Origin of the sequence: Microbacterium sp. cf046 (genome assembly GCF_900114345.1) — a bacterium.
GTDB lineage: Bacteria > Actinomycetota > Actinomycetes > Actinomycetales > Microbacteriaceae > Microbacterium.
This window is the reverse complement of record NZ_FOZJ01000003.1, coordinates 224,105-244,018: the sequence shown is the minus strand read 5'-3', so window position 1 is coordinate 244,018 and position 19,914 is coordinate 224,105. Positions and strand designations below refer to the sequence as shown.

14 protein-coding genes are annotated in these 19,914 nt (G+C 69.8%); 9 read left to right on the top strand and 5 right to left on the bottom strand.

Annotated features, from left to right (window positions below; all coding sequences use genetic code 11):
- The first annotated feature begins 82 nt into the window (after positions 1-82).
- From BM349_RS13635 to BM349_RS13605, 7 genes are all read left to right on the top strand, one after another.
- Positions 83-2,689, top strand: a complete 2,607-nt coding sequence (locus tag BM349_RS13635; protein ID WP_091707472.1) for an alpha-L-rhamnosidase — start codon at positions 83-85, stop codon at positions 2,687-2,689.
- Between the two features lie 102 nt (positions 2,690-2,791).
- Positions 2,792-3,160 (top strand): L-rhamnose mutarotase, encoded by a 369-nt coding sequence (locus tag BM349_RS13630; protein WP_091709297.1) that lies wholly within the window; start codon positions 2,792-2,794, stop codon positions 3,158-3,160.
- A complete protein-coding gene (gene rhaI, locus BM349_RS13625; RefSeq protein WP_091707471.1) occupies positions 3,157-4,323 on the top strand; it encodes an L-rhamnose isomerase in 1,167 nt (388 codons plus the stop codon). Before BM349_RS13630 ends, rhaI begins: the two co-directional genes overlap by 4 nt.
- 70 nt (positions 4,324-4,393) lie before the next feature.
- Positions 4,394-5,350, top strand: a complete 957-nt coding sequence (locus tag BM349_RS13620) for an alpha/beta hydrolase fold domain-containing protein (protein WP_091707470.1) — start codon at positions 4,394-4,396, stop codon at positions 5,348-5,350.
- Positions 5,350-7,386: a bifunctional aldolase/short-chain dehydrogenase gene (locus tag BM349_RS13615; protein ID WP_091707469.1), complete on the top strand. Its 2,037-nt coding sequence runs from the start codon at positions 5,350-5,352 to the stop codon at positions 7,384-7,386. Before BM349_RS13620 ends, BM349_RS13615 begins: the two co-directional genes overlap by 1 nt.
- A gap of 13 nt (positions 7,387-7,399) precedes the next feature.
- Entirely contained in the window at positions 7,400-8,815 is a 1,416-nt protein-coding gene (locus BM349_RS13610) for a rhamnulokinase (RefSeq protein ID WP_091707468.1), read from the top strand.
- 75 nt (positions 8,816-8,890) lie between these two features.
- Positions 8,891-9,880 carry a class I mannose-6-phosphate isomerase gene (locus BM349_RS13605; RefSeq protein WP_091707467.1) on the top strand — a complete coding sequence of 330 codons (990 nt, stop codon included), beginning with the start codon at positions 8,891-8,893 and terminating at the stop codon, positions 9,878-9,880.
- Positions 9,881-10,089: 209 nt separating this feature from the next.
- On the opposite strand, the gene BM349_RS13600 is transcribed toward BM349_RS13605, so the two are convergent.
- Genes BM349_RS13600 through BM349_RS13590 form a run of 3 tightly spaced genes read right to left on the bottom strand, consistent with a single transcriptional unit; the run spans position 10,090 to position 13,701 of the window.
- A complete protein-coding gene (locus BM349_RS13600) occupies positions 10,090-10,935 on the bottom strand; it encodes a transglutaminase family protein (RefSeq protein WP_091707466.1) in 846 nt (281 codons plus the stop codon).
- A gap of 37 nt (positions 10,936-10,972) precedes the next feature.
- Positions 10,973-11,905: an alpha-E domain-containing protein gene (locus BM349_RS13595; RefSeq protein WP_091707465.1), complete on the bottom strand. Its 933-nt coding sequence runs from the start codon at positions 11,903-11,905 to the stop codon at positions 10,973-10,975.
- The gene (locus tag BM349_RS13590; protein ID WP_254773907.1) at positions 11,899-13,701 is read right to left on the bottom strand and encodes a circularly permuted type 2 ATP-grasp protein; all 1,803 of its coding nucleotides are present in this window, start codon (positions 13,699-13,701) and stop codon (positions 11,899-11,901) included. The genes BM349_RS13595 and BM349_RS13590 overlap by 7 nt, the downstream gene beginning before the upstream one ends.
- Positions 13,702-13,817: 116 nt before the next feature.
- Here BM349_RS13590 and BM349_RS13585 point away from each other — a divergent pair, with 116 nt between their 5' ends.
- The gene (locus BM349_RS13585; RefSeq protein WP_091707464.1) at positions 13,818-15,449 is read left to right on the top strand and encodes a molybdopterin-dependent oxidoreductase; all 1,632 of its coding nucleotides are present in this window, start codon (positions 13,818-13,820) and stop codon (positions 15,447-15,449) included.
- A 116-nt stretch (positions 15,450-15,565) separates the two neighbouring features.
- Here BM349_RS13585 and rocD read toward each other — a convergent pair whose 3' ends face one another.
- On the bottom strand, positions 15,566-16,789 hold the full coding sequence (gene rocD, locus BM349_RS13580) for an ornithine--oxo-acid transaminase (protein ID WP_091709295.1): 1,224 nt from the start codon (positions 16,787-16,789) through the stop codon (positions 15,566-15,568).
- 2 nt (positions 16,790-16,791) lie between these two features.
- Positions 16,792-17,676: a dimethylargininase gene (gene ddaH / locus BM349_RS13575; protein WP_091707463.1), complete on the bottom strand. Its 885-nt coding sequence runs from the start codon at positions 17,674-17,676 to the stop codon at positions 16,792-16,794.
- A 180-nt stretch (positions 17,677-17,856) separates the two neighbouring features.
- On the opposite strand from ddaH, the gene BM349_RS13570 reads away from it, so the two are divergent.
- Positions 17,857-19,914 (top strand): MDR family MFS transporter, encoded by a 2,058-nt coding sequence (locus BM349_RS13570; RefSeq protein WP_254773906.1) that lies wholly within the window; start codon positions 17,857-17,859, stop codon positions 19,912-19,914.

Here is a 19,914-nt window from a genome sequence, read left to right as displayed (position 1 = left end):
CCCGCCACCGCCCGACCGACTCCATCGATTCCGACTTGAAACGTAACAATCTGTCCCTCGTGGGCGAGAGAGGAACCACGCGATGACCGTCCGGATCGCCGCTCCCCGAATCGAGCATCACCGCGTCGCCATCGGCATCGGAGAGCCCTCGCCCCGACTGTCATGGATCGTCGAGCAGGCGACGTCCGGCTGGACGCAGCGCGCCTACAAGCTCGAGGTCCGGCGCGCGGCCTCCACCGAGACCGCGGTGGCGGCATCCGGCGAGCAGGTGCTCGTGGACTGGCCGGTCGCGCCGCTCGCCTCTCGCGAACGCGCGACGGTGCGGGTACGGCTCGCCGGCGACGACGGCGCGTGGTCGGACTGGAGCCCGGAGACGATCGTCGAGGCCGGCCTGCTGCACCCGGAGGACTGGAGCGCCCGACCCGTCGGCGCGGCATGGCCGGAGGAGCGGGAGTCGGACGACCGCCGACCCTCCCTGGTCCGCACCGACTTCCAGGTGGGCGACGGACTCGTCTCGGCGCGCCTGTACGCGACGGCCCACGGCCTGTACGAGGCGGAGCTCAACGGCACGCGGGTCGGCGACGACGTGCTCTCGCCCGGCTGGACCGTCTACGGTCAGCGGCTGCGCTACTACACGTACGACGTGACCGGACTCGTCGAGCCCGGCGCGAATGCGATCGGGGCGTGGCTCGGCGACGGCTGGTACCGCGGGCGGCTCGGCTGGCGCGGCGGCTTCCGCAACCTGTTCGGCGACGACCTGTCCTTCCTCGCTCAGCTCGAGCTGACCTACGCGGACGGCCGCCGCGAGACGATCGCAACCGATGCCGGATGGAAGGCGGCGCCGTCGCCGATCATCCGCACCGGAATCTACGACGGCGAGGACTACGACGCCCGGCTCGAGCACGACGGATGGTCGCGGCCCGGCTTCGCCGACGGCGAATGGGGTGCCGTCGCCGTGCGCGACCGCGACCCGCGCACCCTCGTCGCACCGACCGCGCCACCGGTGCGCTGCACCGAAGAGGTCCGCCCGGTCGAGGTGCTCACCTCGCCGACCGGCGCCCGCATCCTCGATTTCGGCCAGAACCTCGTCGGCCGCATCCGATTCCGGGTCACCGGCCCGGAAGGCGCCACGATCCGCATCCGCACCGCCGAGGTGCTGCAAGACGGAGACGTGTACACGCGACCGCTGCGCGAGGCACGCTCCACCGATCACTACACACTCGCCGGCCGCGAAGGCGGCGAGGAGTGGGAGCCGCGGTTCACGTTCCACGGCTTCCGGTATGCCGAGGTTGACGGGTGGCCCGGCGACATCGAGGCGGCGGTCGCGGCCGGCGACCTCATCGCGCGGGTGTACCACACCGATCTCGAGCGCACCGGGTGGTTCGACTCCTCCGACCCGCTCGTGAATCGGCTGCACGAGAACGTCGTGTGGGGCATGCGCGGCAACTTCGTCGACATCCCCACCGACTGCCCGCAGCGCGACGAGCGCGTCGGCTGGACCGGAGACATCCAGGTCTTCGCGCCGACCGCGTCGTTCCTGTTCGATGCCTCCGGGATGCTGACCGGGTGGCTGCGGGACGTGGCCGCGGAGCAGCTGCCGGACGGGACGATCCCCTGGTACGTGCCGGTGATCCCCGCCCACGAGATGTGGACGCCGATCCGCCCAGGTGCCGCGTGGGGGGACGTCGCGACCCTGACGCCGTGGACGCTGTACGAGCGGTTCGCGGATGCCGGCATCCTGGACGGGCAGTTCGACAGCGCTCGGCGCTGGGTCGATCTGATCGCCTCGATCGCGGGACCGGACCGTCTGTGGAACACCGGCTTCCAGCTGGGCGACTGGCTCGACCCGGCCGCGCCGCCGCAGGACCCCGCGGACGCCGCCACCGACCGGTATCTGGTCGCCACCGCCTACTTCGCCAAGTCGGCGCGGACCGTCGCCCAGATGGCGGCAGTGCTCGGCCGCACCGACGACGAGGCGCGGTACCTGCAGCTCGCCGACGAGGTCGATGCCGCATTCGCCGCGGAGTACGTTCTGGCGGACGGACGGATGACCAGCGACGCGCAGACGGCGTACGCGCTCGCGATCTCGTTCGACCTGATTCCGGATGCCGCACGGCGAGAGGCGGCCGGAGACCGGCTCGCCGAGCTCGTGCGCGAGGCGGAGAACCGGATCGCCACAGGATTCGTCGGAACGCCGCTCGTCTCCGATGCGCTCACGCGCACCGGCCACCTCGACAAGGCGTACGACCTGCTGCTCGAGCAGGGCTGCCCGTCATGGCTGTACCAGGTCGTCATGGGGGCGACGACCGTGTGGGAGCGCTGGGACAGCCTCCTGCCCGATGGTGCCGTCAACCCGGGCACGATGACCTCGTTCAACCACTACGCGCTCGGCGCGGTCGCCGATTGGCTGCACCGGGTCGTCGGCGGGCTCGCTCCGGGCGCGCCCGGCTACCGCGTCGTGCGGTTCGCGCCGCAGCCGGGCGGCGGCCTCACTTCGGCATCCGCCCGGCATCGCACGCCGTACGGCGTGGCGTCGATCTCGTGGCGGGTCGAGGACGACCGCCTCGTCGTGGACGCCCTCGTTCCGGTCGGCGCCACCGGCGTGCTCGAGCTTCCGGGCCAGCCCGCAGAGACCCTCGGTCACGGCATCCACCATCGCGAGACGGCCGCGGCGATCACCGTCGGGTGATCCGTCGCGGGTCCCCGGCGCGCGCGTCTTGACGTCGCGCGCGTCGTGGCCTACAGTGAATTGAATCGATTCATCGACACCGACACCTCAACGAAGAGCACCATGACAACGCCGACCCGCATCTGCTTCCAGCTCCAGGTTGCACCTGAGCTGCTCGACGAGTACATCGCGCGTCATACGCCGGTGTGGCCCGAGATGCTCGCTGAGATCGCCGCGTCGGGGCGTCGCAACTACTCGCTCTACCTCGCCGCGGGCGGCCGGCTCATCGGCTATTACGAGACCGACGACGACGCGGCCGCGCAGGCCTACCTCGCCGGGTCCGCCGTCGCGGCGCGCTGGGAGGCGGAGATGGGACGCTTCTTCGTCGGCCTCGACGGCCGGCCCGACCAGGCCGCGACCCCCCTCACCGAGATCTTCCACCTCGAAGACCAATTGGCTGCATCCATCAACGACGAAAGCGACGCATCGTGAGCATCCTCTCCCCCGACATTCAGCAGACCCTGGCGGGTCAGGCCATCGAGCTGCCCTCGTGGGCATTCGGCAACTCCGGCACGAGATTCCGGGTGTGGACCACCGAAGGCACCCCGCGCACTCCGTTCGAGAAGATCGCGGATGCCGCGGAGGTCAACCGGGTGACCGCGCTCGCGCCCAGCGTCGCGCTGCACATCCCGTGGGACAAGGTCGAGGACTACGGCGTGCTCCGCCGTCACGCCGAAGACCTGGGCGTCTCGCTGGGCACGATCAACTCGAACACCTTCCAGGATGAGGACTACAAGTTCGGCGCCCTCACCCACGAGGACGACCGGATCCGCCGCAAGGCGATCGATCACCACCTCGAGTGCATCGACGTCATGGATGCGACGGGCTCGCGCGATCTCAAGATCTGGCTGGCCGAGGGCTCGAACTACCCCGGCCAGACCGACATGCGCGCCCGCCAGGATCGCCTCAACGACTCGCTGCGTCAGGTCTACGACCGCCTCACCGGTGAGCAGCGCCTCGTGCTCGAGTACAAGTTCTTCGAGCCGTCGTTCTACCACACCGACGTTCCCGACTGGGGAACCTCATACGCGCAGGTCGCGACCCTGGGCGACCGGGCGATGGTGTGCCTCGACACGGGTCACCACGCACCCGGGACGAACATCGAGTTCATCGTGATGCAGCTGCTGCGCCTCGGCAAGCTCGGCTCGTTCGACTTCAACTCGCGCTTCTACGCGGACGATGACCTCATCGTCGGCGCTGCCGACCCGTTCCAGCTGTTCCGCATCCTGGTCGAGGTCATCCGCGGCGGTGGCCTGAACAACCCCGATGTCGCGTTCATGCTCGACCAGTGCCACAACATCGAGGCGAAGATCCCCGGCCAGATCCGCTCCGTGCTCAACGTGCAGGAGATGACGGCGCGCGCCCTGCTCATCGACCAGAGCGCGCTCGCCGCCGCACAGTCGGCGAACGACGTGCTCGCTGCGAGCGGGGTCTTCATGGACGCGTTCTACACCGATGTGCGCCCGGCGCTCGCCGAGTGGCGTGAGTCCCGGGGACTGCCGGCCGACCCGATGGCCGCATTCGCGGCATCCGGCTATCAGCAGAAGATCGAGGCGGAGCGCGTCGGCGGCACCCAGGCCGGCTGGGGCGCCTGACTCGCAACCGCTCACAGCACACCCGCACCGATCGCAGATCCGCGACAGCCGAACCGAGGAAGGATCCGAGATGACCGAACCGTATGCAGCGGCCGGCGGACTCGTGCGGGTGTACCCGCCGACGACTCCTCCGGGCATGATCCCGAACGGCGCGGGTCTCGTGTGGGCGCACGGCGGCGGCTTCGCCGGCGGCGACCTCGACATGCCGGAAGCCGACGGGGTCGCACGCGCGCTCGCAGCGCGTGGCGTCACCGTGGTGTCGGTCGACTACGCGCTGGCGCCCACGCCGCCCGAGTGGGCCGAGTCGCTCGGCGTACCGGCCAAAGACGGCGTGCACTACCCGGCGGCCTCGGACGAAGTGATCGGCGCGTTCCGGTGGGCCCTCGACTCGGAGCTCTCGCCCGGCCCGTGGGCGCTCGGAGGCGCGAGCGCGGGGGCCAACCTCGCGGCAGGGGCAGCCCTGCGCATGCTCGCCGACGGCGGCCTGACCCCTGCGCTGATCGTCCTCGCCTATCCCACCCTCCTGGCCGTGCAGCCGGAACCGGATGCTGCACTCCGCGCCGCGCTGGACGCAGACCCGGAGGCGGACACCTTCGGACCCGACGCCGTGCGCGGGATGTACGAGAACTACCTCGGCGGTCCCGTCGACGACGCCCCGCTCCCCGCGATCCCGGGACTCGCGACCGCCGCCGACCTCGCGCTCTTCCCACCGACCCTCATGATCAACGGGGATGCCGACGAACTCCGCGTCTCGGGCGAGCACTTCGCCCGCACCCTCGCCGCAGCCGGGCGAGACATCGTCGCGGTCACCGAGCCCGGCACACGGCACGGGCACCTGAATCGTCCCGAAGAGCCCGCCTGTGCGGCATCCCTCGATCGCATCGCCGCCAGGATCGCGGCGCTCCCTCCTGACTCGAACCCACGCATCGCCGCCCGACTCAAGATGTCCGGCGCACCCGAAGCTGTGGATTCAAACGCCGATGCGTCGGCTCACGCCCCGAACCTCCCCACCGAAGGATCACTCTGATGACCAATCCCGCTGCCGCCGATCTGATCGCGCGCTCCAATCGTCTCGGGGCCGACCCGAGGAACACGAACTACGCCGGGGGCAACACCTCGGCGAAGGGCACCGAGACCGACCCGGTGACCGGGCAGCCGGTCGAGCTGCTGTGGGTGAAGGGCTCGGGCGGCGACCTGGGCACGCTGACCGAGTCGGGCCTGGCGGTGCTGCGCCTGGACCGCATGCGCGCGCTGGTCGACGTCTACCCGGGCCTGGACCGCGAGGACGAGATGGTCGCGGCCTTCGACTACTGCCTGCACGGCAAGGGCGGCGCTGCGCCGTCCATCGACACGGCGATGCACGGGCTCGTGGATGCCGCGCACGTGGACCATCTGCACCCCGATTCCGGGATCGCGATCGCCACGTCGAAGGACGGAGCCAAGCTCACGAAGAAGATCTTCGGGTCGAAGGTCGTGTGGGTGCCGTGGCGCCGCCCCGGGTTCCAGCTCGGACTGGACATCGCCGCGATCAAGGCGAAGAGTCCCGACGCCATCGGCTGCATCCTCGGCGGCCACGGCATCACCGCGTGGGGGGACACCTCCGACGAGGCCGAGGCGAACTCGCTGTGGATCATCGAGACCGCACAGGCGTACATCGACGCGAACGGAAAGAAGGAGCCCTTCGGCAAGGAGCGCAAGAAGTTCGTCGCGCTGCCCGAGGACGAGCGTCGCGCCAAGGCGGCTGCGCTGGCCCCCACGATCCGCGGACTCGCCTCGCACGACAAGCCCATGGTCGGCCACTTCACCGACGATGAGCGGGTGCTCGAGTTCCTCGCCTCTGCGAAGGCCCCCAAGCTCGCCGCGCTGGGCACCAGCTGCCCCGATCACTTCCTGCGCACCAAGGTCAAGCCGATGCTGCTCGACCTCCCGTCCGACGCACCCGTGGAGAAGCAGCTCGCCCGCCTGAAGGAGCTGCACGAGGCCTACCGCGCCGACTACACCGCGTACTACGAGAAGCACGCGACGCCTGAGTCTCCCGCGATCCGCGGCGCGGACCCGCTCATCGTCCTGGTGCCCGGCGTCGGCATGTTCAGCTTCGGCGCGAACAAGCAGACCGCCCGGGTGGCCGGTGAGTTCTACCTCAACGCGATCAACGTGATGCGCGGCGCGGAGTCGCTCTCGACCTACACCCCGATCTCGGATGCCGAGAAGTTCCGCATCGAGTACTGGGCCCTCGAAGAGGCCAAGCTCCAGCGGATGCCGAAGCCGAAGACGCACCAGGGCCGCATCGCGTTCGTCACCGGCGCGGCATCCGGCATCGGCAAGGCGATCGCGACGCGACTCGCCGCAGAAGGCGCGTGCGTCGTCGTTGCCGACCTCGATCTGGAGAAGGCACAGGCGGCCGCCGCCGAGCTCGGCGGCACCGACGTCGCGATCGGCGTGGCGGCGAACGTCGCCGATGCAGAAGGCGTGCAGGCGGCGATCGACGCGACCGTGCTCGCGTTCGGCGGCATCGACCTCGTCGTGAACAACGCCGGCCTGTCACTGAGCAAGCCGCTGCTGGAGACCACCGAGAAGGACTGGGATCTGCAGCACGACGTGATGGCGAAGGGCTCGTTCCTGGTCTCCAAGGCCGCAGCCAAGGCGCTCATCGACCAGGGAATGGGCGGCGACGTCATCTACATCTCCTCGAAGAACTCGGTCTTCGCCGGTCCGAACAACATCGCCTACTCCGCCACGAAGGCCGACCAGGCCCACCAGGTCCGCCTGCTCGCCGTCGAGCTCGGCGAGTACGGCGTCCGCGTCAACGGCATCAACCCCGACGGCGTCGTCCGCGGCTCCGGCATCTTCGCCTCCGGCTGGGGCGCGAACCGCGCCGCGACCTACGGCGTGGACGAGCAGGACCTCGGCAAGTTCTACGCGCAGCGCACCATCCTCAAGCGCGAGGTCGTGCCCGAGAACGTCGCGGATGCCGTCTACGTCCTCACCGGCCCGGAATTGACCCGCACCACCGGCCTGCACATCCCGGTCGACTCCGGCGTCGCCGCCGCGTTCCTGCGATGACACGGCCCGCCCGATGAGCACCGCTGCGGTCGCCGCCGTCGACCTCGGCGCCACGAGCGGGCGCGTCATGATCGGCCACGTCGGCCCGGACACGCTCGAGGCGACCGCGGTCGCGCGCTTCCCGAACGATCCGGTCCAGACCTCGGACGGCCTGCACTGGAACATCCTCGGGCTGTACGGCGCCGCCGTGAACGGGCTTCGCGAGGCCTTCCGGGTGGAACCGGGCATTCGCAGCATCGGCGTGGACTCCTGGGCGGTCGACTACGGCCTGCTGCACGAGGGGCGCCTCATCGGCAACCCGTTCCACTACCGGGATGCCCGCACCGAGCGCGGCGTCGAGATCGTGCACGAGCGGATGCCGCACGCGGACCTCTACGCGAGGAACGGTCTGCAGTTCCTTCCGTTCAACACGCTCTACCAGTACGCGGCCGAGCCGAGCGAGCTGCTCGCGTTCGCCGACACCGCTCTCCTGATCCCCGATCTGTTCGGGTACTGGCTGACCGGCCAGGCACGCGCCGAGCAGACCAACGCGTCCACGACCGGGCTGCTGCGCCCCGGCGGAGGCTGGGACGAAGAACTCATCGCCACGCTCGGGCTGCCGCGGGGCATCCTGCCCCTGCTGATCGCACCCGGTGAGCGCCTCGGCGCGCTGCTGCCCGCAGTCGCGGGGTCGATCGGAGCGGGCACCGAGGTCGGCGTGACGGCGGTCGGCTCCCACGACACCGCATCGGCGGTCGTCGCCGTGCCGATGCGACCGGATGCCGCGGCGTACATCTCGTGCGGCACGTGGGGGCTCGTGGGGGTCGAGGTCGAGCGCCCGGTGCTCAGCGCCGAAGCGCTCGCGGCGAACTTCACGAACGAAGGCGGCGTGGACGGACGCGTCCGGCTGCTGCACAACATCATGGGCCTCTGGGTGCTCAGCGAGGCCGTGCGCGCGTGGGAGCGCGCGGGGCATCCGATCGACCTGCCGACCCTTCTGGACTCGGCGGAAGAGGTGCGCACGCCGGTGCCGGTCTTCGACGTCAACGACCCCCGCTTCCTGCCGCCCGGCGACATGCCGAGTCGCATCGACGCGTGGTGCGCCGAGCACGGCATCGCTCCGCCGCGCACGCGCGCCGAGTATGCACGCAGCATCGTGGAATCTCTCGCGCAGGCGTTCGCGGATGCCGCGCATGAGGCGGGCCGCATCGGCGGAGTCGACGTGCGCACCATCCACATCGTGGGTGGAGGATCGCTGAACGAGCTGCTGTGCCAGCGGACAGCCGACCGCGCGGGTCTGCCGGTCCTCGCCGGCCCGGTCGAGGCGACTGCGCTCGGCAACGTGCTGATCCAGGCACGCGCGCTCGGATCCGTGACGGGGTCGCTCGAGGCGCTCCGCGATCTGGTCGCCCGCACGCACTCGCCCCGGCGATTCGAGCCGCGCGCCTGAGCACGGCGCACGTTCCCGCGAACCTCCGTCCAGACGTTCCACGCCTGCGGGTTTCACGGGAAGTAGGGTGTGCCAATGGGGCTCGAACAGCTGGATGCGAATCAGCCGCCGGAGCGCTTCTACCGCGGCGGCGTGAGGATCGATCGCTTTCGCGGCACCGCCAAGGGCCCCGACTTCCGCCCTGAGGACTGGGTCGGCTCGACCACGACACTGGCCGGGGAAACCCGGCTCGGACTGAGCCGACTCCGCGACGGACGCCTCGTCGCCGACGCGATCGCGGCCGACCCGGTCACCTGGCTGGGCGACGCGCACGTCGCCCGCTACGGTCCGTCGACCATGCTGCTGGTCAAGCTGCTCGATGCCGGACAGCGCCTGCCGGTGCACGCGCACCCTGACGACGCGTTCAGCTCCGCGCACCTGCACCGCCCGTTCGGGAAGGCCGAGGCGTGGTACATCCTCGACGGCGGCACGATCCATCTCGGCCTGCGGCACGATGTCGACCCGCACACTCTCGCCGAACTCGTTTCGTGGCAGGACACCACTGCGCTGCTCGGGCTGCTGCACGAGCGCGAGGTCGAAGCCGGCGATGTCGTCTACGTGCCACCCGGTGAGCTGCACGCCGTCGGCAAGGGTGTGTTCCTGCTCGAGCTGCAGCAGCCCGAGGACCTCTCGATCCTGCTCGAATGGCACGGGTTCGCGATCGACGGCAGCCTCGACGGGCACCTCGGGCTGGGGTTCGACCTCGCCCTGCAGGCGGTGACGACGCAGGGGCGATCCCCCGATGACATCGACCGCTGGGTCCGGCCGCCGAGCGAGGGTCAGAGCGTCCTGCCCGCCGACTCCGAGCCGTTCTTCCGACTGGAACGCCACGTGGTCGACCGGAAGGTGGTCATCGAGCCGGGTTTCGCGATCGTTGTCGTGGAAGACGGCGAGCTGAAGCTCAAGAGCGCCGGCGGCTCGGCCCACGTCGCGCGCGGCGGCACCCTCGCGATCCCGCACGCAGCAGGCGCGCTCACGATCTCGGGCTCTGGCACCGTGCTGGTCTGCCGCCCCCCACGCGCTTGAGGGGGACGCCTCCCGGCGATCCGCGATGCCCAGGCGCGCCGCGGATCACCGGGATGCGGTGGTTCCGACAGTTGTTCGGTGCCCGCGGCGATTCGGATGGGTGGGGCTCACGCCTCTCTCGTGATCGTCCCTCGATACGGCGCTGCGCGCCCGGTTGTCGAGTAGCGAGCGTCAGCGAGCGTGTCGAGACACGGGAACCGCCGACGTTCTCACGCTTCGCGTGTGATCGTCACCTTCACGTGCAGCTGCGACTTGAACGGCCCGGCGTACACACCCCGCAGCGGCGGCACGTCGTTGTAGTCGCGTCCACGGCCGACAAGGACGTGGCGGTCGCCGATGTCGATGTTGTTCGTGGGGTCGAAGCCCTGCCACTCCCCCGCGAACCACTCCACCCACGCGTGCGACTCGCCCGTCACCGGCACGCCGACATCGGCATCCGATCGCGGGTGGAAATAGCCCGACACGTACCGGGCCGGGATGCCGACCTCGCGGAGCGCGCCGAGGGTGATGTGCGCGATGTCCTGGCACACGCCCTTGCGCGCCTCCCAGGCCTCGGCCGCCGTCGAATGCACGCCGGTGATGCCGTGCATGTACTCCACGGCGTTTCCGATCGCCATCGAGATCTCGTGCGCCGCGACGCCCGGCTGATCGTGCTGCGAGGCGATCGCACGCGCGATCTCGGCGACCTCGGGGTGCGGGCGGGTGCGCGCGCTGTTCCCCAGCTGCTCCACGGTCTCGATCGAGCGAGCCACCTCGGTGCTCAGCTGATCCCAGTTCATGTCCGTGTGCGCCATCGGGCGCGGGCGCACCTCCACCAGCGACCGGGCCGAGATCGTGAGCGACGCGTGCGGCGAGAGCACGTCGAACGCGGCGACTCGGGTGCCGAAGTAGTCCACGTACTGATTGACCGAGGTCGACGGGTCGATGTCCAGCGCCGAGCTGAGGACGAACTGACTGTCAGTGGAGCTCGGCAGCATCCGGGCCTCGTTGTACGACGCTGACACGTCGCCCTGGTACGAGAAGCCGGTCTGGTGCTCGATGCGCAGTCGCTTCATGCGTGCCGCCTCCCCGATCGGTGAGCCTGTCGGACCATCACGAGATCTCTCCGATCCAGCTCGGCTCGGCCTGCGTCGGGAAGAAGCGCGCCTTGATCGCCTCGGATGCCTCTCGCGTGACCTTCTGCACGGCCTGCATGTGCTGCGGCAGCTCCCCGAGGATCTCGCCGATCGGACGGTACTCGAGGTCGTTTCGGATCTGCCCGAGCGCGCGCAGCACGGTGTTGGAGTGGCCGACACGGTCAGCACGAGGGTCGATCGCGCTCATGCAGGCCTCGGCGGTCTGGATCGAGTAGATGATCGACCGGGGGAAGAGCCGGTCCAGCAGCAGGAACTCAGCCGCATTTCGAGCGCTCGGCATCCCGCGGTACGTGCGCAGGTACGCCTCGTACGCGCCGCACGACCGCAGGATCGTCGTCCACGACGGCCCTGATGCCTCCGTCAGCGACCGGGTCGCCAGGAGCCGCGCGGTCATGTCGGCGCGTTCGATGCTGCGACCGAGGGTGAAGAACTGCCACGCCTCGTCCCTGCTCGTGGACGAGTCCACCGTGCCGACAGCGAGCGCAGAGCGCTCTCGCACCCACTTGAAGAACTCGTGCACCTTGTCGGTCTGCAGGCGTCGCGGCATCCGCGCACTCGTCGTGTTCAGCGTCTCCCACAGCTCGGTCGAGACGATCTCGCGCGCGCGGCGGGCGTTCTCGCGAGCCGCGGTGAGGGCGTAGGCGATGGATGCCGGATTCGTGCGGTCGACCGCGAGCCTGGCCAGCACATCCTCGCGGCGGACGATCTCTCCCGGCGCCGGGGGGATCGATCCCATCACGAGCAGGAGTGACCGGCAGGCGGTGTCCTCGTCGATCCAGGGGTCCTCGAGGAGCAGCTGGAGGTGGACATCGAGGATGCGGGCGGTTCCGTCGCTGCGCTCGATGTAGCGTCCGATCCAGAACAGGCTCTCGGCGATGCGGCTCAGCATGTCGGGTCGCCGTTCGCGTTCGGCACCGACGTTTCGTCTCGCTTCGCTCGCTCAACGACCGCACTCGCGGTGGTCGTGTCTCGATACGCGCCTTCGGCGCTCCCCGACAACCGGCCGCGAGGAGACGAAACGTCCGCAGCCTGCTGCTGTTGCTGCTCCTGCTGCTCGTTCCGCGTCCTCGGGCGGTCCTGCGGTGAGTGCGTCGGAGCAGGCTGGCCGTCGTAGATGATCGGGATCGCGGCCGTGATCGTCGCTGCCTGATCGGCGACGAGGCCGGCCAGGCCGCTGCCCTGCCCGTACTCGACGTGCGACGGGGCGGATCCGCCGACGATCCAGGTGTCCTTCGACCCGCCACCCTGACTGGAGTTGACCACGAGCTGCCCCTCGGGCAGCGCCACACGGGTGAGTCCGCCGGGCAGCACCCAGACGTCCTCGCCGTCGTTCACCGCGAAGGGGCGCAGGTCGGCGTGCCGCGGCCGCATCCCGTCCTCGACGAGGGTGGGGATCGTGGAGAGCATCACGACGGGCTGGGCGATCCATCCTCGCGGGTCTGCCAGCAGCCGTTCCTTGAGCTGGTCGAGTTCGGCGGGCGAGGCATCCGGACCCACGACCAGGCCCTTGCCGCCCGAGCCGTCGACCGGCTTCACCACGAGCTCGTCCAGCCGGTCGAGCACCTCTTCGAGCGCGCCCGGGTCCTCGAGCCGCCAGGTGTCGACGTTCTTGAGGATGGGCTCCTCCGCGAGGTAGTAGCGGATGAGGTCGGGCACGTAGGTGTACAGCAGCTTGTCGTCGGCAACGCCGTTGCCGACCGCATTCGCGATCGTGACGTTGCCCAGCCGCGCCGCGAGCATGAGACCGGGCGCCCCCAGCATCGAGTCCGCGCGGAACTGGAGCGGATCCAGGAACTCGTCGTCCACGCGGCGATAGATCACGTCGACCCGCTTGGGTCCGCGCGTGGTGCGCATGAAGACCTTGCCCCCGACGCACAGCAGGTCGCGGCCCTCGACGAGCTCGACGCCCATGAGGCGCGCGAGCAGCGTGTGCTCGAAGTACGCGGAGTTGTAGACGCCCGGGGTCAGCACCACGACGTTCGGATCCTCGATTCCCGCCGGCGCGGACGCCCGCAGGGCCGCGAGGAGCTTGTTCGGATAGTCGCCGACCGGGCGCACGCGCATCGAGACGAACAGCTCGGGGAGGGTCTGGGCCATCACGCGACGGTTGGAGATCACGTAGCTGACGCCCGACGGCACCCGCACGTTGTCCTCGAGCACGCGCATCTCGCCGTTCTCATCGCGGATCAGGTCGATCCCCGACACCTGGATGCGGACGCCGTTCGCGCTGTGGATGCCCGCCGCCTGGCGGTAGAAGTACTGCGACGACGCGATCAGCCCGGCAGGGAGCACGCCGTCCCGCACGCAGTGCTGGCGGCCATACGCATCGTCCAGGAAGGCCTCGAGCGCGCGAACACGCTGCTTGACGCCCGATTCCACCCGCGACCACTCGTCGAACGTGATCACCCGGGGGACGGCATCCAGCGGAAACGGCCGTTCCTCGCCCGCGAAATCGAACGTGACACCCTGAGCGAGATACGAGCTGGCGAGCGACTCGGTGCGGCCGCGGAGCTCCTCCTGGGTCATCTGCGCAAGGGCCTGATACAGCTCGCGATACGCCTCGCGGGACTCCGCCGGATCACCCGGATGCGACGGAACTCCGAACATCTCGTCGAACGCGGGGATGCCGGACGCGGTCTTGCGAGGCGCCAGCGTGGAGCCGTAGCCGTCGAAGAGATCACCCATGCGACGACTCTAGTCCGGGGTGTGTTGCCCGCATGTTTCGGCATCCACCGGGCGCCGGCCCGCGATTCGTCACGTCTTCCAGCCCACGCCTCCTCCGACGGACGTAGGCTCGACCCGTGGCGAGCACGACGAGGGGTCAGCGGTTCGCGGCGGCAGGGGCCGGTGTGGCCGCGGCCGTCCTCGGCGCCGGACTCGGCGAGCTCACCGCCGCGTTCATCGCCCCCGGAGCGAGCCCGTTCGCGGTCATCGGCTCGGCCCTGATCGACTTCGCACCCCCGTGGGCGAAAGAGATCGCGATCCAGCTGTTCGGCACCAACGACAAGATCGCCCTCCTCATCGGAATCGGGATCGTGCTGGTCGGCATCGCCGCACTGGCCGGCCTGGCGGAGCTGAAGTGGCCGCCCCTCGGCCTCGCGATCATGATCGCGTTCGGCGGTGTCGGCGTCCTCGCGGCGATGACCCGTGCGAATGCGGGGATGCTCGACTGGGTCCCCTCGGTCGTCGCGGGCGTGATGGGCGCCGTCGCCCTGGGGCTGCTGATGGCGAGGATGCCCGGTCGCGCACCGGTCTCGGCGGCCCCCGCCGCGCTCGTGCCCGTCGCCGTGGGGGCCGGCCAGGCTGCGGATGCCGAGGCAGCGGCATCCGATCCTCCGCAGGTGCAGGTGCAGTCGCAGGCGATCCAGCGCCGGACGTTCCTGGTCTGGACGGCGGGGACCGCCGCGGTCGGCCTGCTCGCGGCGCTCGGCTCCACGCTCGCTCGCGCCGGGAGCCAGGCCGTGACCGTGGTGCGCGATGCGCTGAAGCTGCCGACGCCTGCCGTCGCGGCCGCCGCGGTGCCCGCGACCGCGGAGCTCGACATCCCGGGACTCGCCACGGTGATCACGCCGAACGCGTCGTTCTACCGGATCGACACGGCGCTCATCGTCCCCCAGGTCACTCCGGCTGACTGGAGCCTGCGCATCCACGGCATGGTCGCGAATGAGGTGACGATCACGTGGGACGAACTGCTCGCACTCCCGCTGGAGGAGAGTGTGACGACGCTGACCTGCGTCTCGAACAACGTGGGCGGCGACCTGATCGGCAACGCGCTGTGGCTGGGCTATCCGATCCGCGAGCTGCTCGCCCGTGCGGCGCCGACAGCGGACGCCGACATGGTCCTCTCCCGGTCGATCGACGGGTTCACGGCCAGTTCGCCGATCGAGGCGCTCACCGACGATCGCAACGCCATCCTCGCGGTCGGCATGAACGGCGAACCGCTGCCGGCCGAGCACGGCTTCCCGGTGCGGATGGTGGTCCCGGGACTGTACGGGTACGTGTCGGCGACCAAGTGGGTCACCGAGCTCGAGGTGACGCGGTTCGACAAGGCGACCGCCTACTGGACGACGCGCGGGTGGTCCGAACGGGGTCCGATCAAGCTGCAGTCGCGCATCGACGTTCCGCGCCGGCAGCAGGGACTCAAGGCCGGCGAGACGGTGATAGCGGGCGTCGCATGGCAGCAGCACGTCGGCGTCGCGGGCGTGGAGGTGCAGCTCGACGAGGGCGAGTGGCAGCAGGCGACCCTCGCGACCTCGATCTCGGACGACACCTGGGTGCAGTGGAGCCTCGCATGGACGGCGACCGAGGGCGACCACCTGATCCGGTGCCGCGCGACCAGTCGCACTGGCGAGGTTCAGACCCAGGAGGTCTCGCGCACCGACCCCGATGGCGCGACCGGCTGGCACGAGCGCTTCATCACCGTCTTCGCCTGACCGGACTCCGAACCTTCACGCCCTCGCGAACCCACGCATTCCTCGCGAAGCCATGTGCTCCGGCGCACGCGAGCGCATGGGTTCGCCGTGGAGGTGTGGGTTCGCGACGAAGAGGGTCAGTCCGAGAGGACGAGCTTGAGCTGCTCGACGGCCCAGTCCAGCTCGGTCGCGCGGATCACGAGCGGCGGCGCGATGCGGATCGTCTGCCCATGCGTGTCCTTGACGAGCACGCCGCGACCCAGGAGCCTCTCGGCGATCTCGCGGCCCGTGCCCTTCGCGGGATCGATGTCCACGCCCGCCCACAGGCCGGCGATGCGCACCGCGGTGACGCCGTGCCCGATGAACTCCACGAGCTTCGCCTCGAGGTGCTCGCCGAGCGCTGCCGCCCGACGCTGGAACTCCCCGGTCGAGAGCATCTCGACGACACGCGTTCCGACCGCGGCGGCCAGGGGGTTGCCGCCGAAGGTCGAGCCGTGCTCGCCTGGGCGGATCACACCGAGCACGTCACGGTTCGCGACGACGGCCGACACGGGCAGGATGCCGCCGCCGAGCGCCTTGCCGAGCAGATAGACGTCCGGCACCACGCCTTCGCGGTCGCAGGCGAACGTCTCGCCGACCCGGCCGAGGCCGGACTGGATCTCATCGGCGATGAACAGCACATTGTGGCGTTCGGTGATCTCGCGCACGGCCCGCAGGTACCCGTCGGCCGGGATGACCACGCCCGCCTCGCCCTGGATCGGCTCGATGAGCACGGCTGCGGTGTTCTCGTCGATCGCGGCTTCGATGGCCGCGGCATCCCCGAACGGCACCGTCACGAATCCGGGCGCGTAGGGGCCGAAGTCGTCGCGCGCCTGCGGATCGTCGCTGAAGCCGACGATCGTGGTCGTGCGTCCGTGGAAGTTGCCGCCCGCGACGATCACCGTCGCGCGATCGGGCGTGATGCCCTTGACGCGGTAGCCCCACGCCCTGGCCACCTTGATGCCGGTCTCGACCGCCTCGGCGCCGGTGTTCATCGGCAGCACGACGTCCTTGCCGCACAGCTCGGCCAGCGCCGCGGCGAAGACGCCCAGCTGGTCGTTGTGGTACGCCCGGCTGGTGAGCGTCAGCCGCCCCAGCTGCTCCTGCGCCGCGGCCAGGATCGCGGGATGCCCGTGGCCGAAGTTCAGGGCGGAGTACGCGGCGAGCAGGTCGAGATACCGCTTGCCCTCGACGTCGGTCACCCATGCGCCCTCGCCCCGGGCGATCACGACGGGCAGCGGGTGGTAGTTGTGCGCGACGTGCTCCGCTTCGGCGGCGATGATCGCCGACGTGCTCGCGTCCAGCACCTGCGGGGCGGTCACGATCAGGCTCCGCGCAGCTCGAGCGTGCAGCACTTGATGCCGCCGCCGCCGAGGAGCAGCTCGGACAGGTCGACCAGGATCGGGTTGTACCCGCGCTCGCGCAGCTGCTGCTCGAAGCCCTTCGCCCGCGGCGAGATGATCACGTTGTAGCCGTCGCTCGCGGAGTTCAGCCCGAAGACCGATCCGTCCTCATCGGAGACGTGGATCGCGTCGGGGAAGCGCTCGGCGAGGATCGCCTGGCTGCGCTCGTCGAAGGCGGACGGGAGGTAGGCGATGTTGGCCCGCTCGGGTCCGCCGTTCTCGACGCCCTGGACCGGATCGAGCACCGCGAGCGCGGTGTCGAGGTGGTAGAAGCGCGGGTCGGTCAGCGTCAGCGAGATGACCTCGCGGCCGAAGACCTCGCCGATCTCACGATGGCTGTCGCCCGTGGAGCGGAAGCCGGTGCCGGCCAGGATCACGTCGCCGACGAGCAGGAAGTCGCCCTCGCCCTCGTTGACCTCGACGGGCTCGCGGGTGTCGAATCCCGCCGCGCGGAACCAGTCGATGAACGGCCCCGCTTCGCCGGCGCGCTCCTGGAAGCGGAACTTCGGTCCGTACGCGATGCCGTCGATCAGGAAGCCGCCGTTGGCGGTGTAGACCATGTCGGGCAGACCCTCGACCGGGTCGATGAGCTCGATCTCATGGCCCAGCGCGAGGTACGTGTCGTGCAGCTCCTGCCACTGGCGCACCGCGACGGCGGTGTCGGTCGGGTTCGCCGGCACCATCCACGGGTTGATCGTGTAGCTGACCGTGAAGTGCTCGGGACGGCACATCAGGTAGCGGCGGTGGTGGGCCTTGCGGGTCGGCAGGCTGGTGGCTTCGGGGGCCGGCGCGGTGTTCTGCGTCATGGTGTGCTCCTGTGGAGAGGGGCGGCGGACGCTGTCCTAGGGGCCCGGCGGGGCTTCGGAAGCCGGCGACTCGGGCACGCCGCATCCATTCTCGCACAGGCACTTCCGCGCTAACGTAGTTGACCTGCGACAACAACCGTCGGTCGCGCCGCGCTCCACTCCTTCTTTGTCGAGGTTCCGATGTCAGACGCAGCCACGGCAACAGGCCGGATCCGCACGCAGGCGCCCGAGCCCGTCATGACGCACCGCATGATCATGTTCGTGATCTTCGGCCTGATGGCCGGCATGTTCCTCTCGGCGCTCGATCAGACCGTGGTCGGCACCGCCATCCGCACGATCGGCGACGACTTGCACGGCCTGAGCCAGCAGGCGTGGGTGACCACCGCGTACCTGATCGTCTCGACGATCTCCACGCCCATCTACGGCAAGCTCTCCGACATCTTCGGCCGGCGACCGCTGTTCATCTTCGCGATCGTCGTGTTCATGATCGGCTCCATCCTCGCGAGCTTCTCGACCTCGATGATCCAGCTCGCGGCGTTCCGCGCCATCCAGGGCCTCGGCGCCGGCGGCCTGATGTCGATGCCGCTCGCGATCATGGGCGACATCCTCGCCCCGCGCGAGCGCGCGAAGTATCAGGGGTACTTCCTCGCCGTGTTCGGGGTCTCCAGCGTCATCGGACCGCTCGTGGGCGGCCTGTTCGCGGGCGCCGACACGATCCTCGGGATCGCCGGGTGGCGCTGGGTGTTCCTCATCAACGTGCCGATCGGACTGATCGCGCTCGGCATCGTCCTGAAGTTCCTGCACATCCCGCGCCATCCCGGACATTCGGTGCGCATCGACTGGTGGGGCGCATCGCTCGTCGTGGTCGCGCTCGTCCCGCTGCTGCTCGTCGCCGAGCTCGGCCGCGAGTGGGGCTGGGGCTCGCCGCTCGCGATCGGCTGCTACGTGATCGGCGCGCTCGGCGTCATCGGCTTCATCATCGCCGAGACGCTCATGAAGGACGACGCCCTGATCCCGCTCAAGCTGTTCCGCTCGTCGACCTTCTCGATGGCGACCGTGATCGGGGTGTTCGTCGGATTCGGGATGTTCGGGGCGATGCTCACGCTGCCGCTCTACCTGCAGCTCGTCCTCGGCTCGACGCCGACCGAGAGCGGCTTCCAGATGCTGCCGATGATCCTCGGGCTCATGATCGCGTCGATCGGAAGCGGGCAGATCATCGCGCGCACCGGCCGGTATCGGATGTTCCCGATCCTCGGCACCGCGTTCCTGACGCTGGGGTTCTTCTGGCTCACCTTCCTGCAGTACGACCGGTCGTTCTGGTTCATCGCCGGCGCGATGCTGCTGATCGGCCTCGGTCTCGGCCAGCTCATGCAGACCCTCACGATCGCGAGCCAGAACTCCGTCGGCATCCGCGACATGGGTGTCGCCACCAGCTCATCGACGTTCTTCCGGCAGATCGGCGGCACGCTCGGCACTGCGGTGCTGCTGTCGCTCATGTTCACGGTGCTGCCGTCCAACGTGCAGACCTCGTTCGCCGATGAGGAGACGCTCACGAGCGCGCTCGACGCCGCGCTGGACCCCGCTGTCGCCGGCGCGCCGGAGAACGCCGAGATCATGGATCAGATCTACGACCCGATCGTCACGCAGCTCACCGCCGCGACGACGACTCAGATCGAAGACGGCCTCACCCAGGCAGCGGATGCCGCCACCCAGGCGGTCGCCGACAAGGTGGCGGCCGGCGAGATCCCCGCAAGCGCGCAGGAAGCGGCGACCACCGCGGCCGTCGCCGAGGCGCAGGCGGCTGCGGCGACCCAGATCGAGCAGGAGATCCCTGTGGCGCAGATCGCGGCCGACGGGACGGTCACGCTGGACTTCTCCGACCCCGCCGCGCGCGCGTCCTACGTCGCGACCGTGGTGCCGGCGATCGAGGAGCAGTTCGCCTCGGGCGACGGCACCTCGTCGATGGACAGCGGCGCTCTGGATGACACGTCGTTCCTGACCGGCGCCGACCCGCGACTGACCAAGCCGATCCTGGTGGCGTTCAACGCGTCGGCCGTGCTGGTCTACTGGGTCGCGATGTGGGTCGTGCTCGTCGCCTTCGTGCTGTCCCTGTTCTTCAAGACCCCGCCGCTGCGGGCCAAGTCGGCGCTGCAGGAGGCCGCCGACAACGCCGCGGACGACGAGCTGATCCGCGCCACGAAAGCAGCCGACACGGCAGGGGTGCTCGTTCAGCCCTAG

Excerpts from the sequence above, each read along its gene's own strand:
- BM349_RS13590 (WP_254773907.1), bottom strand. The coding sequence starts at position 13,701 with ATGGGTGATCTCTTCGACGGCTACGGCTCCACGCTGGCGCCTCGCAAG.
- BM349_RS13615 (WP_091707469.1), top strand. The coding sequence starts at position 5,350 with ATGACCAATCCCGCTGCCGCCGATCTGATCGCGCGCTCCAATCGTCTC.
- BM349_RS13620 (WP_091707470.1), top strand. The coding sequence starts at position 4,394 with ATGACCGAACCGTATGCAGCGGCCGGCGGACTCGTGCGGGTGTACCCG.
- ddaH (WP_091707463.1), bottom strand. The coding sequence starts at position 17,676 with ATGACGCAGAACACCGCGCCGGCCCCCGAAGCCACCAGCCTGCCGACC.
- BM349_RS13635 (WP_091707472.1), top strand. The coding sequence starts at position 83 with ATGACCGTCCGGATCGCCGCTCCCCGAATCGAGCATCACCGCGTCGCC.
- BM349_RS13570 (WP_254773906.1), top strand. The coding sequence starts at position 17,857 with ATGTCAGACGCAGCCACGGCAACAGGCCGGATCCGCACGCAGGCGCCC.
- BM349_RS13600 (WP_091707466.1), bottom strand. The coding sequence starts at position 10,935 with ATGAAGCGACTGCGCATCGAGCACCAGACCGGCTTCTCGTACCAGGGC.
- BM349_RS13605 (WP_091707467.1), top strand. The coding sequence starts at position 8,891 with ATGGGGCTCGAACAGCTGGATGCGAATCAGCCGCCGGAGCGCTTCTAC.
- BM349_RS13595 (WP_091707465.1), bottom strand. The coding sequence starts at position 11,905 with ATGCTGAGCCGCATCGCCGAGAGCCTGTTCTGGATCGGACGCTACATC.
- BM349_RS13610 (WP_091707468.1), top strand. The coding sequence starts at position 7,400 with ATGAGCACCGCTGCGGTCGCCGCCGTCGACCTCGGCGCCACGAGCGGG.
- BM349_RS13630 (WP_091709297.1), top strand. The coding sequence starts at position 2,792 with ATGACAACGCCGACCCGCATCTGCTTCCAGCTCCAGGTTGCACCTGAG.